This window comes from Actinokineospora globicatena (assembly GCF_024171945.1).
GTDB classification, from domain to species: domain Bacteria; phylum Actinomycetota; class Actinomycetes; order Mycobacteriales; family Pseudonocardiaceae; genus Actinokineospora; species Actinokineospora globicatena.
The window spans coordinates 1,242,132-1,266,033 of the sequence record NZ_JAMTCR010000002.1; the positions used below are offsets into that span (position 1 = coordinate 1,242,132).

Annotated in this window: 25 protein-coding genes; 7 read left to right on the plus strand and 18 right to left on the minus strand. The window is 71.5% G+C overall.

What is annotated here, in order from left to right:
* Positions 1 to 28: 28 nt before the first annotated feature.
* The 5 genes from arfB to purF form a co-directional block, all read right to left on the minus strand.
* Positions 29 to 466: an alternative ribosome rescue aminoacyl-tRNA hydrolase ArfB gene (arfB, locus tag LV79_RS05930; protein ID WP_301320741.1), complete on the minus strand. Its 438-nt coding sequence runs from the start codon at positions 464 to 466 to the stop codon at positions 29 to 31.
* Positions 467 to 525: 59 nt separating this feature from the next.
* The gene (locus LV79_RS05935) at positions 526 to 1,287 is read right to left on the minus strand and encodes a hypothetical protein (protein ID WP_253832820.1); all 762 of its coding nucleotides are present in this window, start codon (positions 1,285 to 1,287) and stop codon (positions 526 to 528) included.
* Complete coding sequence (locus LV79_RS05940) at positions 1,284 to 1,793, minus strand: SigE family RNA polymerase sigma factor (protein ID WP_253832822.1); 510 nt, start codon at positions 1,791 to 1,793, stop codon at positions 1,284 to 1,286. Before LV79_RS05940 ends, LV79_RS05935 begins: the two co-directional genes overlap by 4 nt.
* Positions 1,794 to 2,462: 669 nt before the next feature.
* Positions 2,463 to 3,551: a phosphoribosylformylglycinamidine cyclo-ligase gene (gene purM / locus LV79_RS05945; protein ID WP_253832824.1), complete on the minus strand. Its 1,089-nt coding sequence runs from the start codon at positions 3,549 to 3,551 to the stop codon at positions 2,463 to 2,465.
* 30 nt (positions 3,552 to 3,581) lie between these two features.
* Positions 3,582 to 5,114, minus strand: a complete 1,533-nt coding sequence (gene purF, locus LV79_RS05950) for an amidophosphoribosyltransferase (protein WP_253832826.1) — start codon at positions 5,112 to 5,114, stop codon at positions 3,582 to 3,584.
* Between the two features lie 120 nt (positions 5,115 to 5,234).
* Here purF and LV79_RS05955 point away from each other — a divergent pair, with 120 nt between their 5' ends.
* Positions 5,235 to 5,891, plus strand: coding sequence for a TVP38/TMEM64 family protein (locus LV79_RS05955; RefSeq protein WP_372495269.1), 657 nt, complete (start codon positions 5,235 to 5,237; stop codon positions 5,889 to 5,891).
* Between the two features lie 4 nt (positions 5,892 to 5,895).
* Here the strand turns inward: LV79_RS05955 and LV79_RS05960 are convergent, their stop codons facing one another.
* Genes LV79_RS05960 through LV79_RS05975 form a run of 4 tightly spaced genes read right to left on the minus strand, consistent with a single transcriptional unit; the run spans position 5,896 to position 8,808 of the window.
* Positions 5,896 to 6,270: a sterol carrier family protein gene (locus tag LV79_RS05960; protein WP_253832828.1), complete on the minus strand. Its 375-nt coding sequence runs from the start codon at positions 6,268 to 6,270 to the stop codon at positions 5,896 to 5,898.
* Between the two features lie 8 nt (positions 6,271 to 6,278).
* The gene (locus LV79_RS05965; protein ID WP_253832830.1) at positions 6,279 to 7,067 is read right to left on the minus strand and encodes an ESX secretion-associated protein EspG; all 789 of its coding nucleotides are present in this window, start codon (positions 7,065 to 7,067) and stop codon (positions 6,279 to 6,281) included.
* Positions 7,068 to 7,090: 23 nt separating this feature from the next.
* On the minus strand, positions 7,091 to 8,416 hold the full coding sequence (locus LV79_RS05970; protein ID WP_253832832.1) for a PPE domain-containing protein: 1,326 nt from the start codon (positions 8,414 to 8,416) through the stop codon (positions 7,091 to 7,093).
* Between the two features lie 47 nt (positions 8,417 to 8,463).
* Positions 8,464 to 8,808, minus strand: a complete 345-nt coding sequence (locus tag LV79_RS05975) for a hypothetical protein (protein WP_253832834.1) — start codon at positions 8,806 to 8,808, stop codon at positions 8,464 to 8,466.
* Positions 8,809 to 9,036: 228 nt separating this feature from the next.
* On the opposite strand from LV79_RS05975, the gene LV79_RS05980 reads away from it, so the two are divergent.
* Positions 9,037 to 9,633, plus strand: coding sequence for a type VII secretion system-associated protein (locus LV79_RS05980; protein WP_253832836.1), 597 nt, complete (start codon positions 9,037 to 9,039; stop codon positions 9,631 to 9,633).
* On the opposite strand, the gene LV79_RS05985 is transcribed toward LV79_RS05980, so the two are convergent.
* A complete protein-coding gene (locus LV79_RS05985; protein ID WP_253832838.1) occupies positions 9,575 to 10,423 on the minus strand; it encodes a helix-turn-helix domain-containing protein in 849 nt (282 codons plus the stop codon). The two genes, LV79_RS05980 and LV79_RS05985, sit on opposite strands and share 59 nt — an antisense overlap.
* 135 nt (positions 10,424 to 10,558) lie before the next feature.
* Between LV79_RS05985 and LV79_RS05990 the strand changes: the two genes are divergently transcribed.
* Both LV79_RS05990 and LV79_RS05995 read left to right on the plus strand, forming a co-directional pair.
* Positions 10,559 to 11,026, plus strand: a complete 468-nt coding sequence (locus tag LV79_RS05990; RefSeq protein WP_253832840.1) for an SRPBCC family protein — start codon at positions 10,559 to 10,561, stop codon at positions 11,024 to 11,026.
* A 23-nt stretch (positions 11,027 to 11,049) separates the two neighbouring features.
* Positions 11,050 to 12,318, plus strand: coding sequence for a PIN-like domain-containing protein (locus tag LV79_RS05995; protein WP_253832842.1), 1,269 nt, complete (start codon positions 11,050 to 11,052; stop codon positions 12,316 to 12,318).
* A gap of 27 nt (positions 12,319 to 12,345) precedes the next feature.
* Here the strand turns inward: LV79_RS05995 and LV79_RS06000 are convergent, their stop codons facing one another.
* The 6 genes from LV79_RS06000 to LV79_RS06025 form a co-directional block, all read right to left on the minus strand.
* Entirely contained in the window at positions 12,346 to 13,173 is an 828-nt protein-coding gene (locus LV79_RS06000; RefSeq protein ID WP_253832844.1) for a hypothetical protein, read from the minus strand.
* Positions 13,170 to 14,495 carry a hypothetical protein gene (locus LV79_RS06005; RefSeq protein WP_253832846.1) on the minus strand — a complete coding sequence of 442 codons (1,326 nt, stop codon included), beginning with the start codon at positions 14,493 to 14,495 and terminating at the stop codon, positions 13,170 to 13,172. The genes LV79_RS06000 and LV79_RS06005 overlap by 4 nt, the downstream gene beginning before the upstream one ends.
* Positions 14,492 to 15,277, minus strand: coding sequence for an ESX secretion-associated protein EspG (locus LV79_RS06010; protein ID WP_253832848.1), 786 nt, complete (start codon positions 15,275 to 15,277; stop codon positions 14,492 to 14,494). Before LV79_RS06010 ends, LV79_RS06005 begins: the two co-directional genes overlap by 4 nt.
* On the minus strand, positions 15,278 to 15,796 hold the full coding sequence (locus LV79_RS06015; RefSeq protein ID WP_253832850.1) for a WXG100 family type VII secretion target: 519 nt from the start codon (positions 15,794 to 15,796) through the stop codon (positions 15,278 to 15,280).
* 92 nt (positions 15,797 to 15,888) lie between these two features.
* The gene (locus LV79_RS06020; protein ID WP_253832852.1) at positions 15,889 to 16,803 is read right to left on the minus strand and encodes a pentapeptide repeat-containing protein; all 915 of its coding nucleotides are present in this window, start codon (positions 16,801 to 16,803) and stop codon (positions 15,889 to 15,891) included.
* A gap of 22 nt (positions 16,804 to 16,825) precedes the next feature.
* Positions 16,826 to 17,617, minus strand: coding sequence for a lysozyme (locus LV79_RS06025; RefSeq protein ID WP_253832854.1), 792 nt, complete (start codon positions 17,615 to 17,617; stop codon positions 16,826 to 16,828).
* A gap of 335 nt (positions 17,618 to 17,952) precedes the next feature.
* On the opposite strand from LV79_RS06025, the gene LV79_RS06030 reads away from it, so the two are divergent.
* Positions 17,953 to 20,046, plus strand: coding sequence for a putative bifunctional diguanylate cyclase/phosphodiesterase (locus LV79_RS06030; protein WP_253832856.1), 2,094 nt, complete (start codon positions 17,953 to 17,955; stop codon positions 20,044 to 20,046).
* A gap of 4 nt (positions 20,047 to 20,050) precedes the next feature.
* On the opposite strand, the gene LV79_RS06035 is transcribed toward LV79_RS06030, so the two are convergent.
* Entirely contained in the window at positions 20,051 to 20,710 is a 660-nt protein-coding gene (locus tag LV79_RS06035; protein ID WP_253832857.1) for a response regulator, read from the minus strand.
* Positions 20,707 to 22,257, minus strand: a complete 1,551-nt coding sequence (locus tag LV79_RS06040) for a sensor histidine kinase (protein ID WP_253832859.1) — start codon at positions 22,255 to 22,257, stop codon at positions 20,707 to 20,709. The genes LV79_RS06035 and LV79_RS06040 overlap by 4 nt, the downstream gene beginning before the upstream one ends.
* Before the next feature lie 134 nt (positions 22,258 to 22,391).
* Here LV79_RS06040 and LV79_RS06045 point away from each other — a divergent pair, with 134 nt between their 5' ends.
* Both LV79_RS06045 and LV79_RS06050 read left to right on the plus strand, forming a co-directional pair.
* The gene (locus tag LV79_RS06045; protein WP_253832861.1) at positions 22,392 to 23,372 is read left to right on the plus strand and encodes a Bug family tripartite tricarboxylate transporter substrate binding protein; all 981 of its coding nucleotides are present in this window, start codon (positions 22,392 to 22,394) and stop codon (positions 23,370 to 23,372) included.
* A complete protein-coding gene (locus tag LV79_RS06050; RefSeq protein ID WP_253832863.1) occupies positions 23,369 to 23,896 on the plus strand; it encodes a tripartite tricarboxylate transporter TctB family protein in 528 nt (175 codons plus the stop codon). The genes LV79_RS06045 and LV79_RS06050 overlap by 4 nt, the downstream gene beginning before the upstream one ends.
* The last annotated feature ends 6 nt before the right edge of the window (positions 23,897 to 23,902 follow it).

Below are 23,902 nucleotides of genomic sequence, written 5' to 3' on the forward strand. Positions count from 1 at the left end.
CGTTCGTCGGGGCCGCCCAGTTCTTCGTTCAGTCGTCCGGCGGTCGTCGCCGGGTCTGCTTGGTCTGCGAGCGCTGCTTCTTCGCGGTCAGGCGGCGTTCGCGGGAACCCCGAGAGGGCTTCGTGTCACGGCGCGATGGCGGCGGCGGGGCAGCGGCTTGGCGGAGTAAAGCCGCGAGGCGCTCGCGGGCGGCGGCCCGGTTGGCCAGCTGCGCGCGGTACTCGCTGGCCGCGATGGTCACCACGCCGTCCACCAGCCGGTTGCCCAGGCGCGCGAGCATGCGCTGGCGCAAGTGGTCCGGAATGGACGGAGACCGGGCGAGGTCGAAGGACAGCTCGACCCGGCTGTCGGCGGTGTTCACGCCCTGACCGCCGGGACCGGACGAGCGGGAGAACCGCTCACGCAGCTCACCCGCCGGTACGACCAGCGCCGCGGACACCACCAACTCATCGTTCACGTCCACCAGGATGCCCTAGTGGGGCAACCGGGTTTCACCGCCGGGGTCCTGCTGTGTCCACATCGGACTCAGGGTGCCAGCCCGGGAAGCGTAGCGATCTTGAGTATGGTGCTGTCGGGGAGCACTTGGTCCAGCCTGCCGTGGTCGCCCGCGGTCTCCATGACCTCGACGGTCACCGAGTCCGCGCGGTCGGCGGTGACCAGCACCACGGCGGGCCCATCGGTGGGGGAGTCCCGCTCCGTGCGGACCTTCGCGTTGGCGTAGCTGCCGACGTAGCAGTTGGGCAGCTTCGCGCCGTTCTGCACGCCCGGGCAGTCGATCATGTGCTCGCGCGCGGCGGTGAAATACACCCTGACCTGCAGGATCCGGTCACCCTTGGCGGTGGTCAGCGCAGCTCGGATCTCGCCGTCGTCGTCGAACTCGTACCACTCGCGGCCCGGCTTGCTCGACTGCGGCCGCACCCCGGCAGGCCAGATCACCCCGTCGCGCAACGCGGTGACCTGCCTGGGCCGGTGGGTGGTGATCGTCGACGACGGCGCCTCGGTCGGTGTGGTCGGCACTGGTTCGACAGGTGCCGGGACCCGGGTCGTGGTGACCGACGGAGGCGCCGCGGGGAGGACCTCCGGCTGGCTGAGCCCGACCGCGCCGCTGGAGAGCATCGCCGCGCCGAACACGGCCACCGCCACCGCGGCCGCCACCCCACCGGTCGCGGCCACCCGACGCCGCCGCAGCCGACGGCGCCCGTCCGCGAAGACGGCCTCGCGGTCGATGCCCAGCGGCGGCTCGTCACCGAGCGCCCGACCGAGCAGGTCCCGCACGTCATCGGTCACAGTTGCCCCTCCACCAGGACGCGCCCGCCCGCCAGCAGCTTGCGCAGCGCCGCCAACCCCTTCGCCGCCTGACTCTTGATCGTCCCCTCGCTCTTCCCCAGCGCCTGCGCCGTCTCGGCGACGCTGAGATCCTCCCAGTACCGCAACACCACCACCGCGCGCTGCCCGGCGGGCAACAACGCCAACGCCCGCCGCACGTCGACCGCGTCATCCACCCCGACCGGCTCGACCCCCACCTCCGGCAGGTGCTCCACCACGTTCTCCCGCCGCCGGAACGCCCGCCGCGACTCGTCGATCGCCGTCCGCACCATCACCTTGCGCGAATACGCGTCCACCCCGCCCTCACGGTTGAGCCGCGGCCACGCCACGTAGATCTTCGCCAGCGTCGTCTGCACCAAATCCTCCGCCCGGTGCCAATCACCCCCACTGAGCAGGAAGGCGGTCCGCCGCATGACAGTGGCCCGGCTGTCCAGGAACTCCCCGAACTCCGCGTCCCGGTCCGGCACCCAACACCTCCTAGGTCCGCCCGTTAGTACGGGCCGGCACCCCCGCAGGTTGCCCCGCCACCCCCCGACTTTTCCACCCCCACCCCCCAACCCACAGCAACTCCACAGCCGTCCGCAATGGACACCCGCCGCTCGCCTGACCAGCAGCGACCCCGTCACATGACCCCCGACACGCCCACACCCCAAGCCGGAGCAGCCAACCTCACCCGCGAGACAGCCGCCGCACACGACCCGAACCGCCGCCGCTGGCCCTTAGCGCTACAGCCCGCTCGCGCGCCACTACCCGACTCGCTTCGCGCCAGCGCCCCTAGAGCCCTACCGGCCTCACTTTGCGCCTCGGCCCCTAGGCCCCACCGGGCCCGCTCCGCGCCGCCAGCCCCCGACCCCACCGAGCCCGCTTCGCGCCCGCGCGCGCAGGCAACCCCTGCCCAGCCCCCACCCTCTCTGGGGGGCGTCCCTGGGCCAGTCTACCGGGGCCCACCGACAGTCGATCTTGAAAGCACCCCTGCGGTGATCCACATGTGGATAACTTCTGTCACCCATAAGAGTGGATATCGGCGGGAGATCAACGGCGAGACCCCTGGTTAGAGGCACAGACGCCACCCAGTCGGACCGCAGACAACGAAACAGGCCCGGCGAACAGCTCGCCGGGCCTGTTGTCGAAGAAGCCTAGAACCGCGGGTGGTCGCCCGTAAGGGTCGCTCGCACCGCCGCGGGGTCGTCCGCGGGGCGGACCTCGCCCAAGATCCACGACGGGACGTGGCGGGCGGTCAGGACGGCGAGGGCGCGGTCGACGTCCTCCGGGGCGACCACGGCGACCATGCCGACGCCCATGTTGAAGGTGCGTTCCATCTCCTCGCGGGCCACGCGGCCGCGTTGGGCGATGAGGGAGAAGACCGGCTGCGGCGTCCAGGTGCCGCGGTCGAGCGTCGCGTGCAGGCCGTTGGGGATGACCCGGGCGAGGTTGGCCGCGAGGCCGCCGCCGGTGATGTGGGCGAAGGTGCGGACCTCGGTCTCGGCGGCGAGGGCGAGGCAGTCCTTGGCGTAGATGCGGGTCGGTTCCAGCAGTTCCTCGCCGAGGGTGCGGCTGAACTCCTCGACGTGGCCGGAGAGCGGGATGCGGCCGATCTGCAGCAGGACGTGCCTGGCCAGGGAGTAGCCGTTGGAGTGCAGGCCGGAGGAGGCCATGCCGATGAGGACGTCGCCGGGGCGGACGCGGTCCGGGCCGAGGATCTGGTCGGCCTCGACCACGCCGACGCCGGTGGCCGACAGGTCGTAGGCGCCGTCGGACATCAGGCCGGGGTGCTCCGCGGTCTCGCCGCCGAGCAGGGCGCAGCCCGCCTGGACGCAGCCCTCGGAGATGCCCTTGACCAGTGCCGCGATCCGGTCCGGCAGGACCTTGCCGACGGCGATGTAGTCCTGCAGGAACAGCGGCTCGGCGCCGCAGACCACCAGGTCGTCGACCACCATGGCGACCAGGTCGACGCCGACGGTGTCGTGGATGTCCAGCGCCTGGGCGATGGCGATCTTGGTGCCGACGCCGTCGGTGGACGACGCCAGCACCGGTTCCTTCCACCGGTCGAGCTTGAGCTTGAACAGCCCGGCGAAGCCGCCGATCCCGCCGAGCACCTCCGGCCGGTTGGCCTTGGCCGCCCACGGCTTGAGCTTCTCGACCGCCTCGTCACCTGCTTCGATGCTCACGCCCGCAGCGGCGTAGGTGGCGTTGGCGGAGGACTCGGGTGAGCTGGTCTCAGTCATGGCTCGAATCAGGTTAGGAGGGGCAGGACGTCACGGGCGCCGGAGGGCGTCCTCGGCACCGTACCCGGCTGGCTGCAGCGGCGCGGCGGAGCCCGCCACGCCCTTCTCGATGCCTTCGAGCAGGTGCTTGCCGATCAGCGCGTCGTCGGGCAGCTCGATGGGGTACTCGCCGGTGAAGCAGGCCGCGCAGAGCCGGGTCTTGGGCTGCTCGCTCGCGGCGATCAGCGCCTCCAGCGAGACGTAGCCGAGCGAGTCGGCGCCGATGGAGCGCCGGATGCCGTCCAGGTCGAGCCCGTTGGCGACCAGCTCGGCCCGGGAGGCGAAGTCGATGCCGTAGAAGCACGGCCACTGCACCGGCGGCGACGCGATCCGCACGTGCACCTCGAGCGCACCGGCCTCGCGCAGCATCCGGACCAGGGCGCGCTGGGTGTTGCCGCGCACCACCGAGTCGTCGACCACGATCAGCCGCTTGCCGCGGATGACCTCGCGCAGCGGGTTGAGCTTGAGCCGGATGCCGAGCTGGCGGATGGTCTGCGACGGCTGGATGAAGGTCCGGCCGACGTAGGCGTTCTTCACCAGCGCGGTGCCGAACGGGATGCCGCTGCCCTGCGCGTACCCGATGGCCGCCGGGGTGCCCGACTCCGGGACCGGCACCACCAGGTCGGCCTCGACCGGGTGCTCCACGGCCAGCCTGCGGCCGATCTCGACCCGGGTGGCGTGCACGGACCGGCCGGAGATCGAGGTGTCCGGGCGGGCCAGGTAGACGTACTCGAACAGGCAGCCCTTGGGTTCCGGGCTGGCGAAGCGCGACGAGCGCAGGCCGTCGGTGTCGATGGCGATCAGCTCGCCCGGCTCGACCTCGCGCACGAACGACGCGCCGACGATGTCGAGGGCGGCGGTCTCGCTGGCCACGACCCAGCCGCGCTCCAGGCGGCCGAGGACCAGCGGGCGGACGCCGTGCGGGTCGCGGGCCGCGTAGAGGGTCGACTCGTCGGAGAAGACCAGGCAGTACGCGCCGCGGATGGTGGGCAGGACCTCGAGGGCGGCCTGCTCCAGGCCCTTGTCGGCGGCGCTGGCCGCGAGCAGGGCGGTCATGATGTCTGAGTCGGTCGTCGCGCCGTTGCGCGAGGTCACCCCGAGCGCGGTCGCGCGGTCGCGCAGCTCGGCGGTGTTGACCAGGTTGCCGTTGTGGCCCAGCGACAGGCCGCTGCCGGTGGCGGTGGTGCGGAACGTGGGCTGGGCGTTCTCCCAGGTGGTCGACCCGGTGGTCGAGTACCGGCAGTGCCCGACGGCGACGTGGCCGCGCAGCGAGGACAGGACCTGCTCGTCGAACACCTGGCTGACCAGGCCGAGGTCCTTGAACACGACGATCTGGTGACCGTCGGCGACCGAGATGCCCGCCGCCTCTTGCCCGCGGTGTTGGAGTGCGTACAGGCCGTAGTAGGTGAGCTTCGCCACCTCTTCGCCCGGGGCCCACACGCCGAAGACACCGCATTCCTCGCGGGGTTCGGGCTCGGGCTGGTCGAAAGAGGGGATAGGGCCAGTCGTGAACTGGTCGGCCACCAAGCGCTCCCTGGGGACGGAGTGAGGGCTGCACCCCAGTGTAAGCGCTGCTCGGCGGAGCACGGACCAACCGCAGGTGGCGCACGTCACCCCGGCCGGACTGCCACTACCGTGGTGGGCGTGCCCGGTCGTCGAGCCCTCCTCCTCGTGTCAGCCGCCGTCATCGCCCTGGTCCTGGTCGGATCGCTCATCCCGATCCCCAGCCCGGTGCAGGTGCGGCTGTGGGCGGACGGCCTCGGGTGGGCCACCCCGGTGCTCTTCCTGATCGGCTACTCGGTGCTCACCGTGGCGCCCATCCCCCGCACCGTCTTCAACCTCTCCGCCGGGTTGCTGCTGGGTGGTGCCGCCGGGTTCGCCGTCGCGATGGTGGCCACGACGATCGCGTCCACGCTGGCGTTCTCGCTGGCCAGGGGGCTGGGGCGGCGCTGGGTGGAGCCGCACCTGGAGCGCGGTGTGGTGCGCGCGGTGAACGCCCGGCTCGCGGGCGGTGGCGTCGGCGCGATCACGACGCTGCGGCTGGTACCGATGGTCCCGTTCGCGCCGATGAACTACTGCTGCGGCCTGTCGACGATCTCGCTGCGGCCGTTCCTGATCGGCACTTTCCTGGGCAGCCTCCCCGGTACGGCTGCTGCCGTCTTCCTTGGTGATGCCCTGACGGGCACGACGCCGCCCGCGCTGCTGGCCGTCTACGCGGTGCTCGCGGTGGCTGGCGCTATCGGGTTCGTGCTGGTTATGCGTCGCACCCGGATCCCTGAGCCGGAACTGGTCGACGTCTAGAGGCTCAGAACCGGAGCAACGGGAGCAGGCCAGACAGGTCTGCTCTAGCGCCGGAAGCGGCGATACGTCCGTCGCCCACCGCGTCCTCCCAGCGCAACCGGCCGACGGCCAACGCGAGCCAGGTGCGCGAGTCCATCTCCACGACGTTGGCAGGCGTACCGCGCGTGTGCCGGGGACCTTCGACGCACTGCACAGCCGCGAACGGCGGCACCCGGACCTCCACGCTGTGGCCCGGCGCGTCCTGCTCCAACGTCCGCAGGCTCAACCGGACGGCGGCGGCGAGGACGGGACGTGCGGGCTGGTCGCCGCCGTCGAGCCACGCGAGGGTGGCTTCGACGGCGGCGCGGAGCTCAGCGGGGTCGACGGTCTGGCGCGGCACGGGTCCGGCTAGTCCTCGACGTCCCGGACCACCTCGTCGAGCACTTCCTCGACCAGGTGCACCAGCTTGCGGTTGTCCGCGGGCGAGATCGTCGTCCACAGGGTCTTGTCCGGCGAGGCCCGGCGGACCTGCACGTAGCGGCCGAGGTCGGTGTCGAAGAACGACACCACCCGGTCACCGCGCACCCGGCGGCCGAGCCGGTCGCGGGCGGCGGCGCCGAAGTTCCCGGTGCCCCGCACGTCGCCGATCATCTCGGTCAGCGCGGTCGCGTCCTCACCGCGGACACCCCTGGCGAGCAGCGCGAGCTCGAAGCTCTTCTGCGTCCCGTCGGTGCCCTTGGCAGCGGCCTCGAAGTCCTCGGTGCGCAACGTGATCGACCGGCCCGGACCGGCCTGCACGGCGGGCAGCACGGCGACCGCCGCACTGGCCAACCCCGCGGGCGAGGTGCGGCTCAGCGTGATCCGGTCCTCGCTGAGCACCGCGAGCGCGGCGTGGTCGCGGCCGGTGGCGCACGCCAGCAACCGGACACCCCGGCCGACCCAGGTGCGGCCGTCGACCTCGCGGTCCGGCCTGGCCAGCAGCCGGACCAGGTGCTCGACCTCGGGGTGCACGTCGACCTTGCGGCCGAGCCCGCGCTGCTCGAGACCGGCCCAGACCTCGTCCTCGATCTGGGCCCGCTCCTCGTACGTCTTGCCCGGTGAGGGCACCTTGACCACCAGGGGCATCGCCCCGGGGGCCAGGTGCTCCCACAGCACGTCGAACTCCAGCGCGGAGAGCGACACAGGGGTGCTCGTCACCTCAGCCACGATGCCGAACGTGGTCACTCGTCGGCGCCGAGGACGGCTTGCGACACCGCGCGCTCGTCGCCGAACACGTCATCGGTCTCGACGAGGTAGCTCGCGGTCTCGAACTCCTCCTCGTCGTCCTCGCCGTTGGCCCGGTTCTGCCCGGCGGGGCCACCCAGACCGCCCTTGCCCGCGGCGACGGCGTTCGAGCGGGTGCCCATCATGCTGTCGCCCGCACCGCCCATGCCACCGGTCCCGGCCATGCCGCCGCGACCGAGCTGACCGCTCTGCCGCGAGCTCTCCCCGGTCGCACCCGGCGTGCCCACCGACGACCCGGCGCCACCCTTGCCGCCGAGCCCGCTGCTGGACTTGGGGCCCTCGGCGCCGCTGACGCCGCCGGTCGGGTTGAGGGTGCCGTTGAAGGTCCCGTTGACGCCGCTCTGGTTGAACTGGACGTTGCCGCCGCCCGAGGTCTGGTTGTGGTTGAACTGGGTGAAGTTCAGGTTCGGGCTCTCACCGCCGCCACCGGGGATGAAGCCGGAGGGCGCGGTCACGCCACCGGGCCTGGTGTAGCCGGCCGGGGCGGTGGGCGCGGGCAGCGCCCCGGGGTGCGTGAACCCGACGTTGCCGCCACCGTGGTTCGGCGGGACGTAGCTGCCGCCGCCGAAGTGGCTGACGTTGCTCGGCGCGTAGCTCGCGGTGTTGGTGCCGGTGCTGCCGTTGGCGCCGTTGAAGTCCGACACGAAGTGGCCGACGGCGTACCCGGTGCCACCGGAGGGCTCCGGGGTGGACACCACGACGTCCGGCGGCGGCACGAACTCGCCGAGGGTGTTGGTGTTGAAGTTGCTGCTGGACTGGTAGCTGTCCATCGCGTCGACGGCCTTCTGCGAGGCGGCGTCCTGGGCCGCCTCCTGGGCCTCGTGGTCCTGCGCCTGGTTGACCACCGCGGCGGCCGGGCCGGGGTTGCCGGTCAGCAGCGCGGCACCCGCGGCGACCTTCGACCAGCCCGACGGCGCGGGCGTGGTCACCGGGACCGGCTCCGGCATCTCCGCGCGGGCCCGGCCGACGATGTCGGCCTGGTACTCGGTGGAGGCGCGCATGCCCGAGGCACCGGACTGCGCGTCGGCCGCCCACGCCTGCAGCGGGGTCAGGCCGGTCTGCGCCTGGTCGGCCGCGCCACCCTCCCAGCTGGCGGCGAGCGTGCTGAGCTTGGCGTTGAGGTCGGCGTCGATCTCGGCCAGCTCGGAGTGCAGCGAGTCCCAGTACTCGGTCTGCGGCGTCGACGCGGCCGGACCAGGGCCGCCGTTGATCATCGTGTGCAGGGTGGGGTGGTCGTACCCGCGCCACCGGTGCATTGCCATGTTCGGATCACCCTCGGTAGACAGCTGGTGGGGTCAGGGGAGGCGGGTCACGCCGGGTGGGTCTTGCCCCACATCGCGGAGTTGGTGCCCTCGGTGGCCAGGTATCCCCGTTCGGCCTGCTCGAGTGCGGTGATCGCCCGCTGCAGCTGCTCCTGGTAGCCGCGCAGGCACTTGCTCGCTGAGTCGTCGCCACCGCCGTTGGTGCGCTGGGTGAACTCGGTCGCGGTCGTGCCGCTCACCGGGTCGTTCGCCCACTCGGGCACCTGCAGCGCGTCGAGTGCCGTGACCTTCTCCGACACCCTGGCGTGGGCTTCGCGGAACGCGGCGAGCGCGCCGGGGATGGCGGACGGCTCGACGCGCAGGGTCTGGGTTCCGGCGTACGCGGGCTCCACAGGTGCGGAACCCCCACCGCCATCGGCTAGAAACACCGTGCTGACTCCCTGGTCCTGTGCTTTTGCGACGACTCTATCTCTGATGGGTGACGTCGTGGGACGGTTCCCGTGTTATTGGTCGAGTTCGTCGGGAATTCCTGGCCCGGTGGCGGTGGGCACCTGTCCGGTCACGTGAAGTGAGCACCGGCCTTAGGATGTCCGCACCCACCCCGCGCCCAGGGAGCGACGATGGACCAGCCGGAGATCACCCTTGAGATGCGGGCGAGCGCCCGGTCCAACCCCAACAGCTGGCTGTACGTGATCGACCCCGAGTTCGGCAGGCACGAGGAGGTGCCGCCGTGGGGGGTCGTCGGCGCCTACCCGGTCGACGACCGCGGTCAGATCGGCGAGCGGTTCCGCGCTAACCGCGACTACCGGCCGTCACCCACGGCATTGCGGATGCCGGTTCCGTCGAACCGGTTGGAGAAGGTGCTGCAGCTGATCCACACCCGATACCGGCCGCAGACCGATTTGCTGCCGGAGCTGCACGACGCGACATTGTTGATCTTTGCGCGGTCCTCGAACGACGCCGGTATCACCGGATTCCCCAATCAGGACGGCACGGTGATGGTGCCGGTGTGCACCTCGGCCGCGCACGTGCCGCCCGCCTGGCCGGGGTGGCGGGAGGTGCGCGGGCACGAGGTCGCCGCGCTGCTGCGCGGCCACCCGCTGGTGGTGAACCCGCAGGGGCCGATCACCGCGGTCGTGCCCGCCGCGCACCTGGCCGCTACCCGGCCCGCCCCTCGGCGAGCGCGACGAGAAAGGCACGCGACTCATCGGGCGTGAGGGCGGTCTCGGCCAGCGCGGCCAGCACCGCCCGGTACCCGGTGACCTCGTCGGTGCCCTCGATGAACTGGCACGAGGTCTCGCTCTCCACGCACACCACCGGCTTGAAGTCGGCGAACTCCAGCAGCCGGAACGACCCGGCCGCCGACGCGGTGACCCCGCGCTCGGTCGGCACCACCCGGATGGTGATGTTGCGCCGCTCGGACATCCGGACCAGGTCGCGGGCCTGGTCCGCGCGCAGGTCGTGGCCGCCGACGGGCAACCGCAGCGCGGCCTCGGCGATGTGGAACACGCAGGTGGGCGGCAGGTCGCGCTTGATGAACTGGCGCCGGGTGAGCTTCGCCACGACCCGCGCGTCCCGCTCGTTCGGCGGCACGGTGACGTCCGCGGCGACCAGCGCCCTGGCGTAGTCGTCGGTCTGCAGCGGGGCGGGCACCACCAGCAGGTCCAGCCCGCGGATCGTGACGGCCTGCTCCTCGTGGTCGATGAGCGCGTGCAGGTGCCTCGGCAAGCGGCCCGCCTGCTCCCGGGACCAGGCTGGCGCGCGCAACTCGGCGCAGATGGCCAACATCCGGTCCCGCTCCGCGCCGGTGACACCGCAGACCCGCAGGAAGTCGACCAGGTCCGCGTGCGACACCCCGCGGGTGCCGAGGAACATCCTGGACAGCTTGCTCTTCGACCACCCCAACTCCGCGCACGCGCGCACCCCGTTGAGGTTGGCCATCACCATGGCGAGCCGCATGCTCTCGCCCAACTCCCTGGCCCGGATTGTGGGCTCCCGTTTCTCCATGCCACATGAGTCTCACGTTGCGGGGTGGCAAGGGAAGATTCGCCACCCGTTGCGGGATGTGGTTGGCATCGCCGCAACGTGCTCGATAGGTGGATAGTTGCCGTAGCACCCGGCCACCCGACCTATAGTCGGACCGTGACCGACCCGCTGAACCGCGCCGACGCGTGGACCCGCACCGACCCCCTCGCGGTCAGCGACCCCGGCCTGACGCAGGACGCTGGCTGGCAGATCGGTGTCTCCCGCACCGTGCCGCACCCGCTGGCCAAGGTCTGGGACCTGATCAGCGGCCCCACCGGCATCTCGATGTGGCTCGGCCCCGGCGCCGTCCTCTCGCCCACCCGCGGCGCCAAGTACGCCACCCGCGACGGTGCCGTCGGTGACGTCCGCGGCTACCGCGACCGGGACCGCATCCGCGTCACCTGCCGCCCCCCGGGCTGGGACCACTTCACGACCATCCAGGTCACCGTCACGGCCAAGGGCGACAAGACCCTGCTGCGCTTCCACCAGGAATGGCTCGCCAACCCCGGCGAACGCGCCCGCCAGCGCGACCACTGGACCGCCGTCATGGACCGCGTCACCGGCGCCCTTGACACGACGCCCTAGTAACAAGATCCTTTCCCGCCGCGATGTCCGCGAACATGGCGGACCAGAGCGGGAGCGGCGGGCTGTACGCGGGTTTCGAGGGCTACCGCAGCCCCACGGCTGACGAACTCAGGCAGGTGCTGACCTCGGGCATCGTCGTGCCGGACACCAACCTGCTGCTCAACCTCTACCGCTACACCGCCACCGCGCGCGACACCCTGCTCAGGGCGCTGGAGAAGCTGGAGGCGCTCTGGGTGCCGCACCAGGTGCTCACCGAGTTCTGGCGCAACCGGGAGACCGTCCTGCGCGACCCGGGGGACGCCGTCAAGATCACCAAGAGCCTCGACGCGCACCGCGACAAGGCCAACACCGAGGTGCGCGCCTGGGCGAACCGGGTGCACCTGGCACCGGGGGAACGGGACGCGCTGATCTCCTTGCTGGACAACGGGTTCGAGCAGGTGTCCGACCGGATCAAGGCGATCGCCCACTCGTCGACCCACCAGTTCCACCGCGACACCCACCAGGACACGGTGCTGGCCGCGGTGGAGCCGATCCTCCAGGGGCGGGTAGGCCCACCGATGACGGCGCAGGCGTACAAGGTGGCCGTGACCGAGGGGTTGCGGCGCATCCAGGCGCAGGAACCCCCGGGGTACAAGGACAAGAAGAAGGACGACGCCAACGCGGTCGGGGACTACCTCGTCTGGGAGCAGACGCTGGTGGAAGCGGCGAGCCGCCGCCTCGACGTCCTCTTCGTCACCAGCGACACGAAGGAGGACTGGTGGCGGGACGAGGGCGGTGAGCGCCGCGGGCCGCGCATCGAGCTGGTGAACGAGATGCGGGCGAGGTGCGACACGACCCTCTACATGATCCGCCCAGCCCAGCTGCTCGAACTCGCGAAGAGCGAGCTGGCGGTGGAGGTGAGCTCCGAGTCGGTCAAGGACGTCGACCGGGTCGACGCCTACACCGCGCGGCGCGAGAGCCCGAAGTTCGGCGGCTGGACGGAAGAAGCCGTGGACGCCCTGCTGATGCGGCTGCACGCCGAGCGACCGGTCCAGGCGGCCGTCCTGGTGGAGGCCTCGGTCGGGTCCGGTTTCGTGAGCAGGGACCGCGTGTACGAGATCGCCGAGTACCCGCCGGGGCGGAGCCTGCGGGGCTTCACCAAGCCGATCAACCGGATCACCCAGGACCTGAAGGACGACGGTCAGCTCTCCGAGGAGGCCGTGGACATCCTCTCGGCCGTCTACTCCCACGACACCCCCACCCAGGCGGCGGGCTTCGAGATCCACTCCGCGGTGATGCCGATCTTCGGCTAGCCGGTCGGAGTCCGTTGTGGACGGATGTCACCGCACCGGGGCGCAGGTGGGGGTGGTGGCGGTGATGGTGAGTTCCAGGGTGCCCTCGCTGGACTTGATCATCATCGCGGAGATGTTGGTGTCCTCACGGGTGGCCGTGAAGTACTCGGGTTGGGACGGGCGAGGGTCGATCTTCCAGCCGTCGAGGAATCCGATGGCCGTGCGCTTGATTGTGGGGAGATCGGCGTCGGTGATCAGTGGGGTTCGGCTGGTCGCTCGCCACTGGGCGCCGCGGCTGGTGGGGGTGGTGCAGGTGGAGAGCGTCGCGGTGGTGAGCGCGGCTGTGCTGGGGAACGCGTCCTCGTCGACGGGGACGTTCGCCGCGGTGGAGATCTTGCGGGCGGCGGTGGTGGCGCGGGCGAAGCTGGGGCTGAGGACCTTGCGCTGGCCGTCGGTGAGGTCGGGGTGCATCGGGATGGCGAGGTCCTGGTGGCGACCCGCGATGGAGCACTTGGCCTTCTCGGCGCGCAGCCGTCCCCGGCGCAGGCCGACGCGGGTTTCGGCCGGTCCGATGAGGAGCACCGACCAGTCGTCGACCGGCAGTTGTGGTTGCCAGCCAAGGGAAACGGCGGCCGTCAGCAAGGACTCGGGGGCCACGTCGATGTCCACGTCCGCCCACATCGCCACGCTGTCGTCGGGGTTCCCGTCGAAGACGCTGCCGCAGGTCATCGCCGAGAACGCCGGGTTGGCACTCCCCCCGGCCTCCTGCACCAGTGCGGTGACCGCGTCCTGGAACTCCTTGCTGACCACCGCGGGCTTGGATTCCGCGCAGCCCGCCACCAGCAGGACCACAAAAGCGAGTACCGCCAACCTCACTTCTGCCGCACCACGCTGTACTCCTCGGTGACCACGGACTGCCCACCGAAGAAAACACTGGCGCCGTCCCGGAAACGCACGATGGACGGGTCGGTGCTCGAGTCCAGCTGCCTGGCCGCCTCGGTGTAGTTGCCGTTGATGGCGTGGTTGCCGCCCGCGGTGCCGGTCTGGTTGTCGAACTTCACCGTCGTCCGGTTGTCGCTGTTGGGGTTCTCGGCGGCGTCGAGGTGCGGGACGATGTCGCCGTTGTTCTCCAGCGACAACATCTGCACCCGCTCGTCGATCGGGATGCCGCCCACCGGCGACCCCGCGGTGACCACGTGGGTGATGTTGTAGCCGCTGGCCAGCAGCGGGTCGACCGAGCGGGCCGCGACGATGCCGCCCTGGCTGTGGCCGACCAGCATCAGCGGCGCGTCCTTGGGCACCTGGGCCTGGATCAGCGCCTGCTGGATGCCCTCCTGCAGCACGGTCGGGTTGCCCGCGATCGCGTCGACGTTGGTGCCCATGTCGTTGGCACTGCCCTGGTCGTCGGTGAACGGCGCGTTCCACACCCTGGTGCCCGGGATGTCGACGATGTAGGCGACCGTGCCGTCGGCCTGCGTGACCCGGCGGATGTCGATGTTGGCCTCGGTGCCGTTGCGGTGGTCGAGGCCGTTGAACAGCTCGGCGAGGTTGTCCGGCGGGTCGGTGGCGATGGGGTGCTCGTCGGTGCGGACGTGGGTCACCACCGGGTCGCCGTCGGGGTAGGTCGCGGCCACCAGGTCGGTCAGCGTGGCCAGGTCGGTGGGCAGGCCGAGGGCGGACAGCGCGCCGGGCGTCATCCCCAGCAGGTCGTCGACCATGCCCGGGTGCTCGACCAGCCACCGCTGCCAGTCGCCGTCGTAGTTGATCAGGATGTCGGCGCCGATGAACGCGCCCGCCCCGATCGCGACCCCCGGCACGGTGACGGCGGCGGCACCGGCGAGCCAGCGCCCGGCCTCCAGCGCCTTGGCGTTGAGGTCGTCGGCCAGGTGGTAGGCCTGGTTGGTGGCCTGGAAGGCGATGCCGCGCAGCCCGATGCCCGCCGACGTCGCGGTCAGCCCGGACGGGCCGTCCAACGCGCCGAGCATCGCGAACTCGAACTGCGCCGCGCCGACCGGGTTGAGCACGGCCGAGGCGAGCAGGTCCGGGTCGGCGAGGTAGCGGTGGCTGGTGACCGCGATGCCGAGGGTCTCGCCCGCGATGTCGTCGGTGAGGTCGCCCATCGCGGCGAGGTCCTCGTAGAACGCCTCGGTGCCGCCCGCGCCGCCGCCGACGGTCAGGTTGGTCACGGGGTTGCTCATGCCAGGGCCTCCGCCAGGTAGGGGGCCACCCAGACCCCGAGGTCGGCCCGGTCGACCGGGACCAGTTCGACCAGTTGCCTGCCACCGCCGTGCGCGGCGGGCCGGACGCCGACCCAGCCCGCGTCGCTGTGCAGCCAGTGCACCCGCGCGCTGCGCACCGAGCCGTCGACGAGCCCGGTGACCAGGCAGGTCAGCACGCCGTCGGTCCGCTTGACGACCTGGAGCGCGAACTCGGCCTCTTCCTTGGGCAGCCGCAGCTCCGCCAGCACGTACCCGGGCGCCTCCGGGTCGGCCTCGCGCAGCAGGTCGGCGACGCCGAGTTCGTGCAGCGCGGCCAGCGGCACGACGCCCTGGAGCGGCTCGACCTCGTCGACGGCGTCGAGCGCGGCGCCGATCCCGCTCTCCTCGCCCGGCACCGCCCGGACCAGCTCACGGCCCAGGTCGACGGCGGCGAACAGCGAGATCTCCACGGCCGCGTCGGGCAGCAGGAACAGGGAGGCGCCGAGGTCTCCGGCGACCGCGTGCAGGCTGCGCGACCCGCGCGTGCCCACCGTCGCCGTGGTCTCCAGGAACACCTTCGGCGCGGCGATGACCCCGATGTTCGCCGCGACCGACGGGTGGACCTCGTCGTCGACCAGGACACCCTTCGCCGCGAGGTCACCCACGGCCGCGATGTCGGGCGCGGGCCGCCAGTCCGGCGGCATGTTCGCGTCGAGCCGCGCCACGACGTAGGCGTACTCGGCGGCGGTGAGGGTGAGCCGGTGCGGTGCCGGGGTGCTCATCTACGCGACACCCCGCGCCCGCATGAAGGTGCCGACGTCGAGCCACTGCTTGTCACCGGCGGGCGGCAGGGTGTGCGGCTGGTACTGCCAGCCCTCCCACGGCGGCCGGGGCGGCTGCGGCGGCGACCCGCCGATGCCCAGCCCGGAGGCCACCGCGTTGGCGATGTCGCGCACGGCCTGGTTGAACCGGTCCACCGCCTGGTTGAACCGGTTGATCGCGCCGTTGAACCAGTTGACCACGGCCTCGCCGATCCGCTTGATCGCCGCGATCAGCTCGCGGACCTGCTGGGCGTGCCTGCGCAGCGCGGCGGCCGCCTCGTCGAGCTTGGTGGCGACCGCGTCGAGCGCCTTGCGGTCGTTGGCGACGGTCTCGCGGCACCGGTCGGCGGCGATGGACTTCCACCGCATCGCCTGGGCCTGGCGGACCATCGTCGAGCCGTGCCCGCGGACCTCCTCGGCGTGCTGCTCGACGCGGCCCGCGAGCCGGTCGAGTTCGTCGGGATCGCCGTAGAACGACATGTCCACCCCCAGGTCTTGGCCAACCCTTCGCAGGCGCTCAGACGCCGCCGGTGGCGGAGCGGTTCCCGGTCCGGGCCGACTTGGTCAACTGTTCACCGCACCCACTCCAGGAACCGGGCGCCCTGGAACGTCGTCGTGCCGAGGAACCGGGTGTTCGCGACCCGCAGCGGGCCCTCGAACCGGGTGCCCGCGAACCACGCGCGCTGGTGGAACACCATGTCGTTGGCGTGCAGCATGCCGTGGCTGACCGCCTTGGTGAACCAGGCGTGGCCGTGGATCTGCGTGCCCCACAGCGCGTTGGACCGGTGCAGGTGCGCCCAGCGCAGGGTCAGCGTGCCGATGGCCCGGCCGGACAGGTCGAAGTACTCCAGGTCGGCGCCGGTCAGGTCCAGGTCGAAGTACGGGCCCGGGTGGTCGGCGGGCGGTAGCAGCGCCGAGATCAGGCTCTGCGCGGTCTTGCGCACCTGGGCCTCGCTGTCGCCGTCCGGCGTCCGCTGGTACGGGATGCGCAGGTAGGAGCACAGGACGTCGAGCACGGTCTGGGTGTAGTACGGGCGGGAGCGGGCCAGGCCGTGGAGCACGTGCAGCGCGCCGATGCGGACCTGGTCGGCGCTGTTGCCCAGCAGTTCGACCGCGCGGGCGAAGCGCTCGTCGGCGACCCGCTCCCGGTCGAACTCGGTGCGGTCGCTCTCCAGGTCGTGCCGCTTGCGCTCGATGTCCTGGCGGCGCTCCTCCACCCGGCGCCTGCGGTCGTTGAGCCACAGCGCGTAGAGGGCCACGACCGCGCCACCGGCGAGACCACCGGTCTTGAGCGCCTCACCCCGGTTGGCGTTGGGCTCGGTGAGCAGCCAGCCGCACACGGTGCCGAGCAGGCCGACGGAGATGAGCACGACGGCGAGCAGCCACCAGCGCTCCCGCGGCGCGCCCCTGCCGACCACCGACCCGAGCCCGATCGCGGCGCCCGCCGCGAGCACGACAAGTCCGGTGATCAGGAAACCCAGGCCCACGGCGGGTGAACCTACCCGACGATCACCCGGTCGCGAGCACCCTGAGCCGGTCGACGGCGCCGTTGAAGTAGTTCTGGTCCAGCGGCGAGGAGGTGTACTGCCAGAAGGTCCAGTACGGCCAGTTGTAGGGCAGCGTGCCCACCGACGAGGAGTACCTGGCGACCCACAGCGGGTTAGCGCCCGCGAAGGAGGTGTTGCCGACGCACTGGGCCCACCAGCTGGTGCTCGTGTAGATCACCGCGTCGCGGCCCGCGCGGGCGCGGTAGGTGGTGGTGAAGTCGCGGATCCACGCGGCCATCGCGGCCTGGGTCTTGCCGTAGCAAGTCGCGCCGTACGGGTTGTACTCCAGGTCGACCACGCCGGGCAGGGTCTTGCCGTCCCGCGACCAGCCGCCGCCGTTGGTGGCGAAGTAGGTCGCCTGCGCGGCGCCGGTCGAGCGGTCCGGCAGCGCGAAGTGGTACGCGCCGCGGATCATGCCCACGCCGTAGGAGCCGGTGTACTGCTGGGTGAAGAAGGGGTTCTTGTACCCGGTGCCCTCGGTGGCCTTGACGAAGGCGAACCGCTTGCCTTGGCTCCACCAGTACGCCCAGTCGACGTTGCCCTGGTAGCTGGCGACGTCCATGCCCGCCACGGTGGCCAGCCCGGTCGGCGGCGCGGTGACCATCCGCTGCACCGGCTCGTGCTTGCGGATCTGCGACCCGAGCGGGTGGTCGGTGGGTGTCGGCGCGGCGGCCGATGGCAGTGCCGCCGCCACCGTCGCCGCCGCGCACAGGACGGCCGTGACGGCGGATCTGGCCCCGAGGACAATGGACATGGTTGATCGTCCTTTCCGAGTGCCCACACAATGATCAAGGGAACGGGCGGGTACTCGCGGTAGCCGCCCGTGCGTCGATTGTGATCGGATAACCATCCACTTGTCACGCTTAAGCGTGAAGGATTCACCAGAGCAGGGGTGAACTGGGGTGATGTCGTTCAGCGGCGGTGGGAAAGAACCGCACGGTCCACACCGAATGGACGCTTTCCGTAGTCGCGCGGGTGCGCTATGTCAACTCAGGACTCAGGGGTGATCGGGGGCGCATCCGGGCTGGCTACCTGGCGTTGAAGAGGTGAGACTTTGCGTTGACCGGCGTGGGTGGGGAAGGGAGAGCGGTGGGCGGAGGACCCGACGCGTTCGCGCGGATGTGGGCGGCCGTGCTCACCGAGACGGGCTACGTCGCCATGGACCGCCGCGGCCTGGTCGAGCAGATGCGCGAGTACACCGAGGTGCTGCTGACCTGCCTGCGGGCGGACCGGTTCACCCCGGAGCCGGTGGAGCGGATCGGCGCCGGGCTGGTCGCCATGCGGTTGGCCGGACCGGAAACGCTCAGAGCGTCACTGCAGCTCATCGGATCCGACCTGGCGCGGGTCACTGAGGCGGGTGAACTGCGGGCGGAGTTGTTGCCCGCTGTGCAAGGCGCGTTCGCCGCGGGCTTCGCCACCGCCATGCAGGAGAAGATCTTCCGCGACCAGGAGACCATCCGCAGGGCCGCGCTGGAGGCCAGGCGCGGCGCCGAGGCGCGGCTGCTGGCCAGCGAGGCCCGGTTCCGGGCGATGTTCAACCAGGCCGCCGTCGGCATCGCCATCGGGGACGCGGACGGCACCCTGCTGGAGATCAACACCGCGCTGGCCGAGATGCTCGGCTACCCGGTCGAGCAGCTGCGCGGGATGAACGTCGACGACCTGCGCTTCCCCGACGAGCCAGCCGCCATGCGCATGCCGTTCGACGAGGTGAGCTCCGGCGCGCGCGACCACTACCGGATGGAGCGGCGGCTGCGCCGCGCCGACGGGACGCCGTTGTGGACGGACATCACGGTGTCGCTGGTGCGCACCGAGACCGGGGAACCGCAGTACCTGGTCGGCATGATCGAGGACATCACCGACCGGCACCTGCTCGAGGAGCGGTTGCGCCACCAGGCCAACCACGACCCGCTGACCGGCCTCGGCAACCGGGCCAGGTTCACCGAGCGGCTCACCGCCGCGTTCGGCTGCGCCGACGACACCAGGGTCGGCGTCTGCTACCTGGACCTGGACGGCTTCAAGGTCATCAACGACAGCCTCGGCCACGACATCGGCGACGAGCTGCTGGTCGCCGTCGCGGCCCGGCTCGACCGGCTGGTCACCGCGCCCGGCCGGATCGTGGCCAGGTTGGGCGGCGACGAGTTCGTGGTGCTGGTCGAGCGCAGCGCGGGGCGGGCCGAGCTGATCGAGCTGGCCGACCGGATCCTGGCCGCGCTCGCCGAACCGTTCCCGATCGGCGGGCACCGGCTCGCCGTGTCCGCCAGCATCGGCCTGGTCGAGCGCTCGGTGGTCGGCGCCACCCCGGCCGACACCATGCGCGACGCCGACGTGACCCTGTACTGGGCCAAGGCGGACGGCAAGAACCGCTGGGCCGCTTACGACCCGGACCGCAACGCCCGCGAGGTCGCCCGCTTCACCCTGTCCGCGCGGATGCCCGCCGCGGTGGAGAGCGAAGAGTTCTACGTGGACTACCAGCCGATCGTCCGGCTCAGCGACGGCGAGCTGATCGGCGTCGAGGCGCTGGTCCGCTGGGCGCACCCGGAGTTCGGCAGGCTCGGCCCGGACCAGTTCATCGGGTTGGCCGAGGAGACCGGGTTGATCGTCCCGCTCGGCCGCTGGGTGCTGCGCGAGGCCACCAAGCAGGCCCGCCGCTGGCACGACGCCTACGGCGACCGCGCGCCGATGGTCAGCGTCAACCTCGCCGCCCGGCAGACCGAGGAACCCACCCTGGTCGCCGACGTCGCCACCATCATCAAGGCCGCCAACGTGCCGCCGTCGACCATCCAGCTGGAACTGACCGAGAGCGCCATCATGAACACCACCGGCGGGCCGCTGCGCACCCTGCGCGACCTCGCCGACCTGGGCATCCGGATCGCCATCGACGACTTCGGCACCGGCTACTCGAACCTGGCCTACCTGCGCCACTTGCCGGTGCACGCCATCAAGCTCGCCGGGTCCTTCATGGAGGGTCTGCGCGACTCCCCCACGGCCGACCCCGCCGACGCCCAGATCGTCACCACGCTGGTCGCGCTGTCGCACGCCCTCGGGCACGTCGTCATCGCCGAAGGGGTGGAGGACCCGGAGCAGGCCGACCGGCTCCGCGAGTTCGGCTGCGACAACGCCCAGGGCTGGTTGTTCGCCAAACCCGGCCGCCCCGAGGAAATCGAGCGCTGGCTGGAGAAGTAGCGGGTCAGCGCAGTCGGTAGCGGCGTTCGGGGCGACCGGTCCCGCCGTAGCGGAGGCGGACCTCGGCGCGGTTGGAGTCGACGAAGTGCTCCAGGTAGCGGCGGGCGCTGACGCGGGAGAGCTGGGCCTGGGCGGCGCACTCGGCGGCGGACATGTCGGGGTCGGCGGCCCGCAGGACCTGTTCGACGAGGGTCGCGGTCTGCTCGGTGAGCCCCTTGGGCAGCGCTGAGCGGGGGCGGGCGCCGAAGACCTCGTCGATGGCGGCCTGGTCGGCGCTGGTGAGCTCGCCGAGTCGGGTGTGGACAGTCGCGAAGTGGCGCAGCTGGTCGTACAAAGCCGTGTACGCGAAGGGTTTGACGAGGTAGTGCAGTACGCCGCCGCGCAGCGCGCCGCGGATCGTGTCGACGTCGGTCGCGGCGCTGATGACGATGACGTCCGGCTCGGCCGGGCCGTTGCGCAGTTCGCGCAGGACTTCCAGGCCGCCCATGTCCGGTAGGTAGATGTCGAGCAGGACAAGGTCGGGGCGTAGTCGGGCGGTCAGTGCGAGGGCTTGGGCGCCGGTGTGCGCGACGCCCGCGACCGTGAACCCGGGGGTGCGCTCGATGTATCCACTGTGGACCCTGGCCACCATGAAGTCGTCGTCCACCACGAGCACGCTGATCACACTGGCACCTCCGGCATCCGTGCGGTGAACACCGCGCCGTCGACCTCGACCGTCCCGCCGCGGCTCAAGCAGGTCTGCCGGGTCAGGGCCAGGCCCAGCCCGCGCTGACCGCCCTCTTCGGCGGCCTTGGTGGTGAAACCGTGCCGGAACACCTCTGAGGCGAGGTCCGGTGCCACCCCCGGCCCCGAGTCGCGCACCACGACCTGGACCACCCCGTTCTCGTGCGTCAACGCCACCTCGATCCAGCCACCCCCGCCGCGCACCGAGTCCAGCGCGTTGTCGACGAGATTCCCCAGCACCGTCACCAGATCCGCCGACAGGTGCTCGTCGACGGCGCCCAGTCGGCTCGACGGTTCCAGCCGCAGACCCACGGCCTGCTCGGCGGCCAGGCTCGACTTCGCCACCAGCAGCGCGGCCACCGCCGGGTCGGCCACGTGCGAGCTGACCTCGGACTGCCAGGCCGACCTGGTGTGGCTGACCCGGTCGACGAAGCGCCGGACCTCGTCGTACTCGCCGAGCTCGATCAGGCCCGCGATGGTGTGCAGCCGGTTGGAGAACTCGTGCGCCTGCGCCCGCAGCGTGTCCGTGGTGGCGCGGTTGGCGTCCAACTCGTGCCGCAGCGCGACGATCTCGGTGCGGTCGCGCAAGGTCACCACCGACCCGACGCCGTCACCACCGCTGATCGGCATCCGGTTCATGATCAGGACCCGGCCGCGGCGCAGCACGATCTGGTCGGCGCCCTCGGCCCGGCCGCTGAGCACGTCGAGCGCGCGGTCGTTGAACTCGAAGTCGGTGACCGGCCGCCCCACCGCGTCGTCCGGCAGCGACAGCAGGGTCTTGGCGTGGTCGTTGACCAGCGTCACCCTGCCCTGCGGGTCCAGGCCGACCACGCCCTCCTTGATGCCGTGCAACATTGCCTCGCGGTGCTCGACCAGCCCGGCGATCTCGGTCGGCTCCAGCCCCAGCGTCTGCCGCTTCACCCGCCGGGCCACCAGCAGCGACCCGCCGACGCCGAGCACCGTCGCCACCCCGAGGATCAGCAGCGCCTCGCCGGGCGAGTGCACCACGCCAGCCACGAACGAGGGCCGGTCCACCTCCGCCGCGACGATCCCGATCACCGCGCCGTCGTCCCCGATCACCGGGACGTGCGCGACCAGGTGCGCGCCGACCTCACCGACCCAGGACCGTCCAGACTGGACAGTGCTGCCGCCGACCGGCAGCTGACCGCCGACCTGCGACGGGTCCGGCGAGGTCAGCACCCGAAGCGCGGGCAACGCGATCAACACCCCGTCCGCGCCGGAAAGGCTGCGCGCGCTCTCCGCGAACGGCGGGAGTTGGTGGTAGCGCAGGGGGTCGGCCAGCGCGGCCCGCACCCCCGGGGTCGCGGCGACGTCCTCGGCGACCGACAGCATCCTGCGGCCCTCGGTGGTCTGGAACGCCGACCGCGCCTGGACCGCCGAGAACACCGCGACGGCCGCGAGCAGGGTCACCACGACCACCACCTGCCAACCGAGCAGTTGGCGCGCCAGTGAGCCCCGTCCAGCCATCGCACCAGTGTGCCCTGGCGAACCCGACTCAGCCTGTGAACACAAGGACCACAACGACCGCTGTGGCCGCAACGCGACAGCTGCCGCAATCCGGGGGCAACATGCTGTCAACCAACGACGAGAGGTGGGTCACAGTGCGCGTATCGCCGCTGGCCGCCGCGCTGACCGCTCTGGCGGCGGTGCTGCTGGTGCCCCCGTTGCTCAGCTCGGGTGACTCCGACAGCACCGGCGTGCGCGGGTTGCGCGTGCTCGTGCCGAACTCGCCGGGCGGTGGCTACGACATCACCGCGAGGACCGCGGCCAAGTCGATCGAGGACAGCGGCCTGTCCAGCGGGATCGAGGTGTTCAACCTGCCCGGCGCCGGTGGCACCGTCGGTCTCGGGCGGCTGGTGAACGAGCGCGGCAACGACAAGCTGATCATGTCGATGGGCCTGGGTGTCGTCGGCAGCGTGTACACGAACAAGTCGCCCTCGTCGTTGGCCGACACGACGCCGATCGCCAAGCTCATCGAGGAACCGGACATCGTGGTGGTGGCCAAGGGCTCCCCCTACACCGACCTCGCCGGGCTGATCACCGCGTGGAAGGCGAACCCGGGCGCGGTGCCGGTCGGCGGCGGGTCGTCCCCTGGCGGACCCGACCACCTCGCGCCGATGCTCATGGCGAAGGCCGTCGGCCTGGCGCCGAGAGACGTCAACTACGTGCCGTTCGACGGCGGCGGCGAGCTGCTCGCCTCGGTACTCGGCGGCAAGGTCGCCTTCGGCGTCTCCGGCATCGGCGAATACCGCGACCAGATCCAGGCGGGCGAGTTGCGGGTATTGGCCGTCACCAGCGGGAAGCGGATCCCCGGTGTCGACGCCCCGACGCTGCAGGAGTCCGGTGTGGACGTCGACTTCACCAACTGGCGCGGGATCGTCGCCCCGCCCGGCATCACCGACACCGCGCGCGACCGGCTGGTCAAGCTGCTCACCGACCTGCACGGCTCCGGCGCGTGGCAGGAGGCGCTGCGGCGCAACGGCTGGACCGACGCGTTCGAGACCGGCCCGGCGTTCGGCCGGTTCCTCGCCGCCGAGAACGCCAGGGTCGCCGACGTGCTGAGGGAGCTGGGGCTGGCATGAGCGCGCTCACCGAGAACCGGACCAGGTTCGACCGCCAGTGGCTGCGCGAGCACTCCGAACTGGGCGTCTGCGTGGTGCTCGCCGCGCTCGGCGTCCTGGTGCTCACCGACGCGCTGCGCATCCCCACCGACTTCGCCCAGCGCGGCCCGGTCGGCCCCAAGGCGGTGCCGGTGCTCGTCGGCGGCCTGTTGCTGCTGGTCGCGGCGCTGCTGGCCCGCGACGTGCTGCGCGGCGGCAAGGGCGAGGCCGAGGCGGGCGAGGACGTCGACCTGTCCGAGCCGGGCGACTGGAAGACGGTGCTGCTGCTGTCCGGGGCGTTCCTGGCCAACGCGGCGCTGATCGGGCTGCTCGGCTTCCCGATCTCCGGCACGGTCCTGTTCTGGGGTGCCGCCTACGCGCTCGGCAGCCGGGAACTGGTGCGTGACCCGCTCATCGCGGCTGGCATGTCGCTGGTCACCTACGTCGTGTTCAACAACCTGCTCGGGGTGCCCCTGCCCGGCGGACCGCTGATGGGGGTGTTGTGAGTGGAA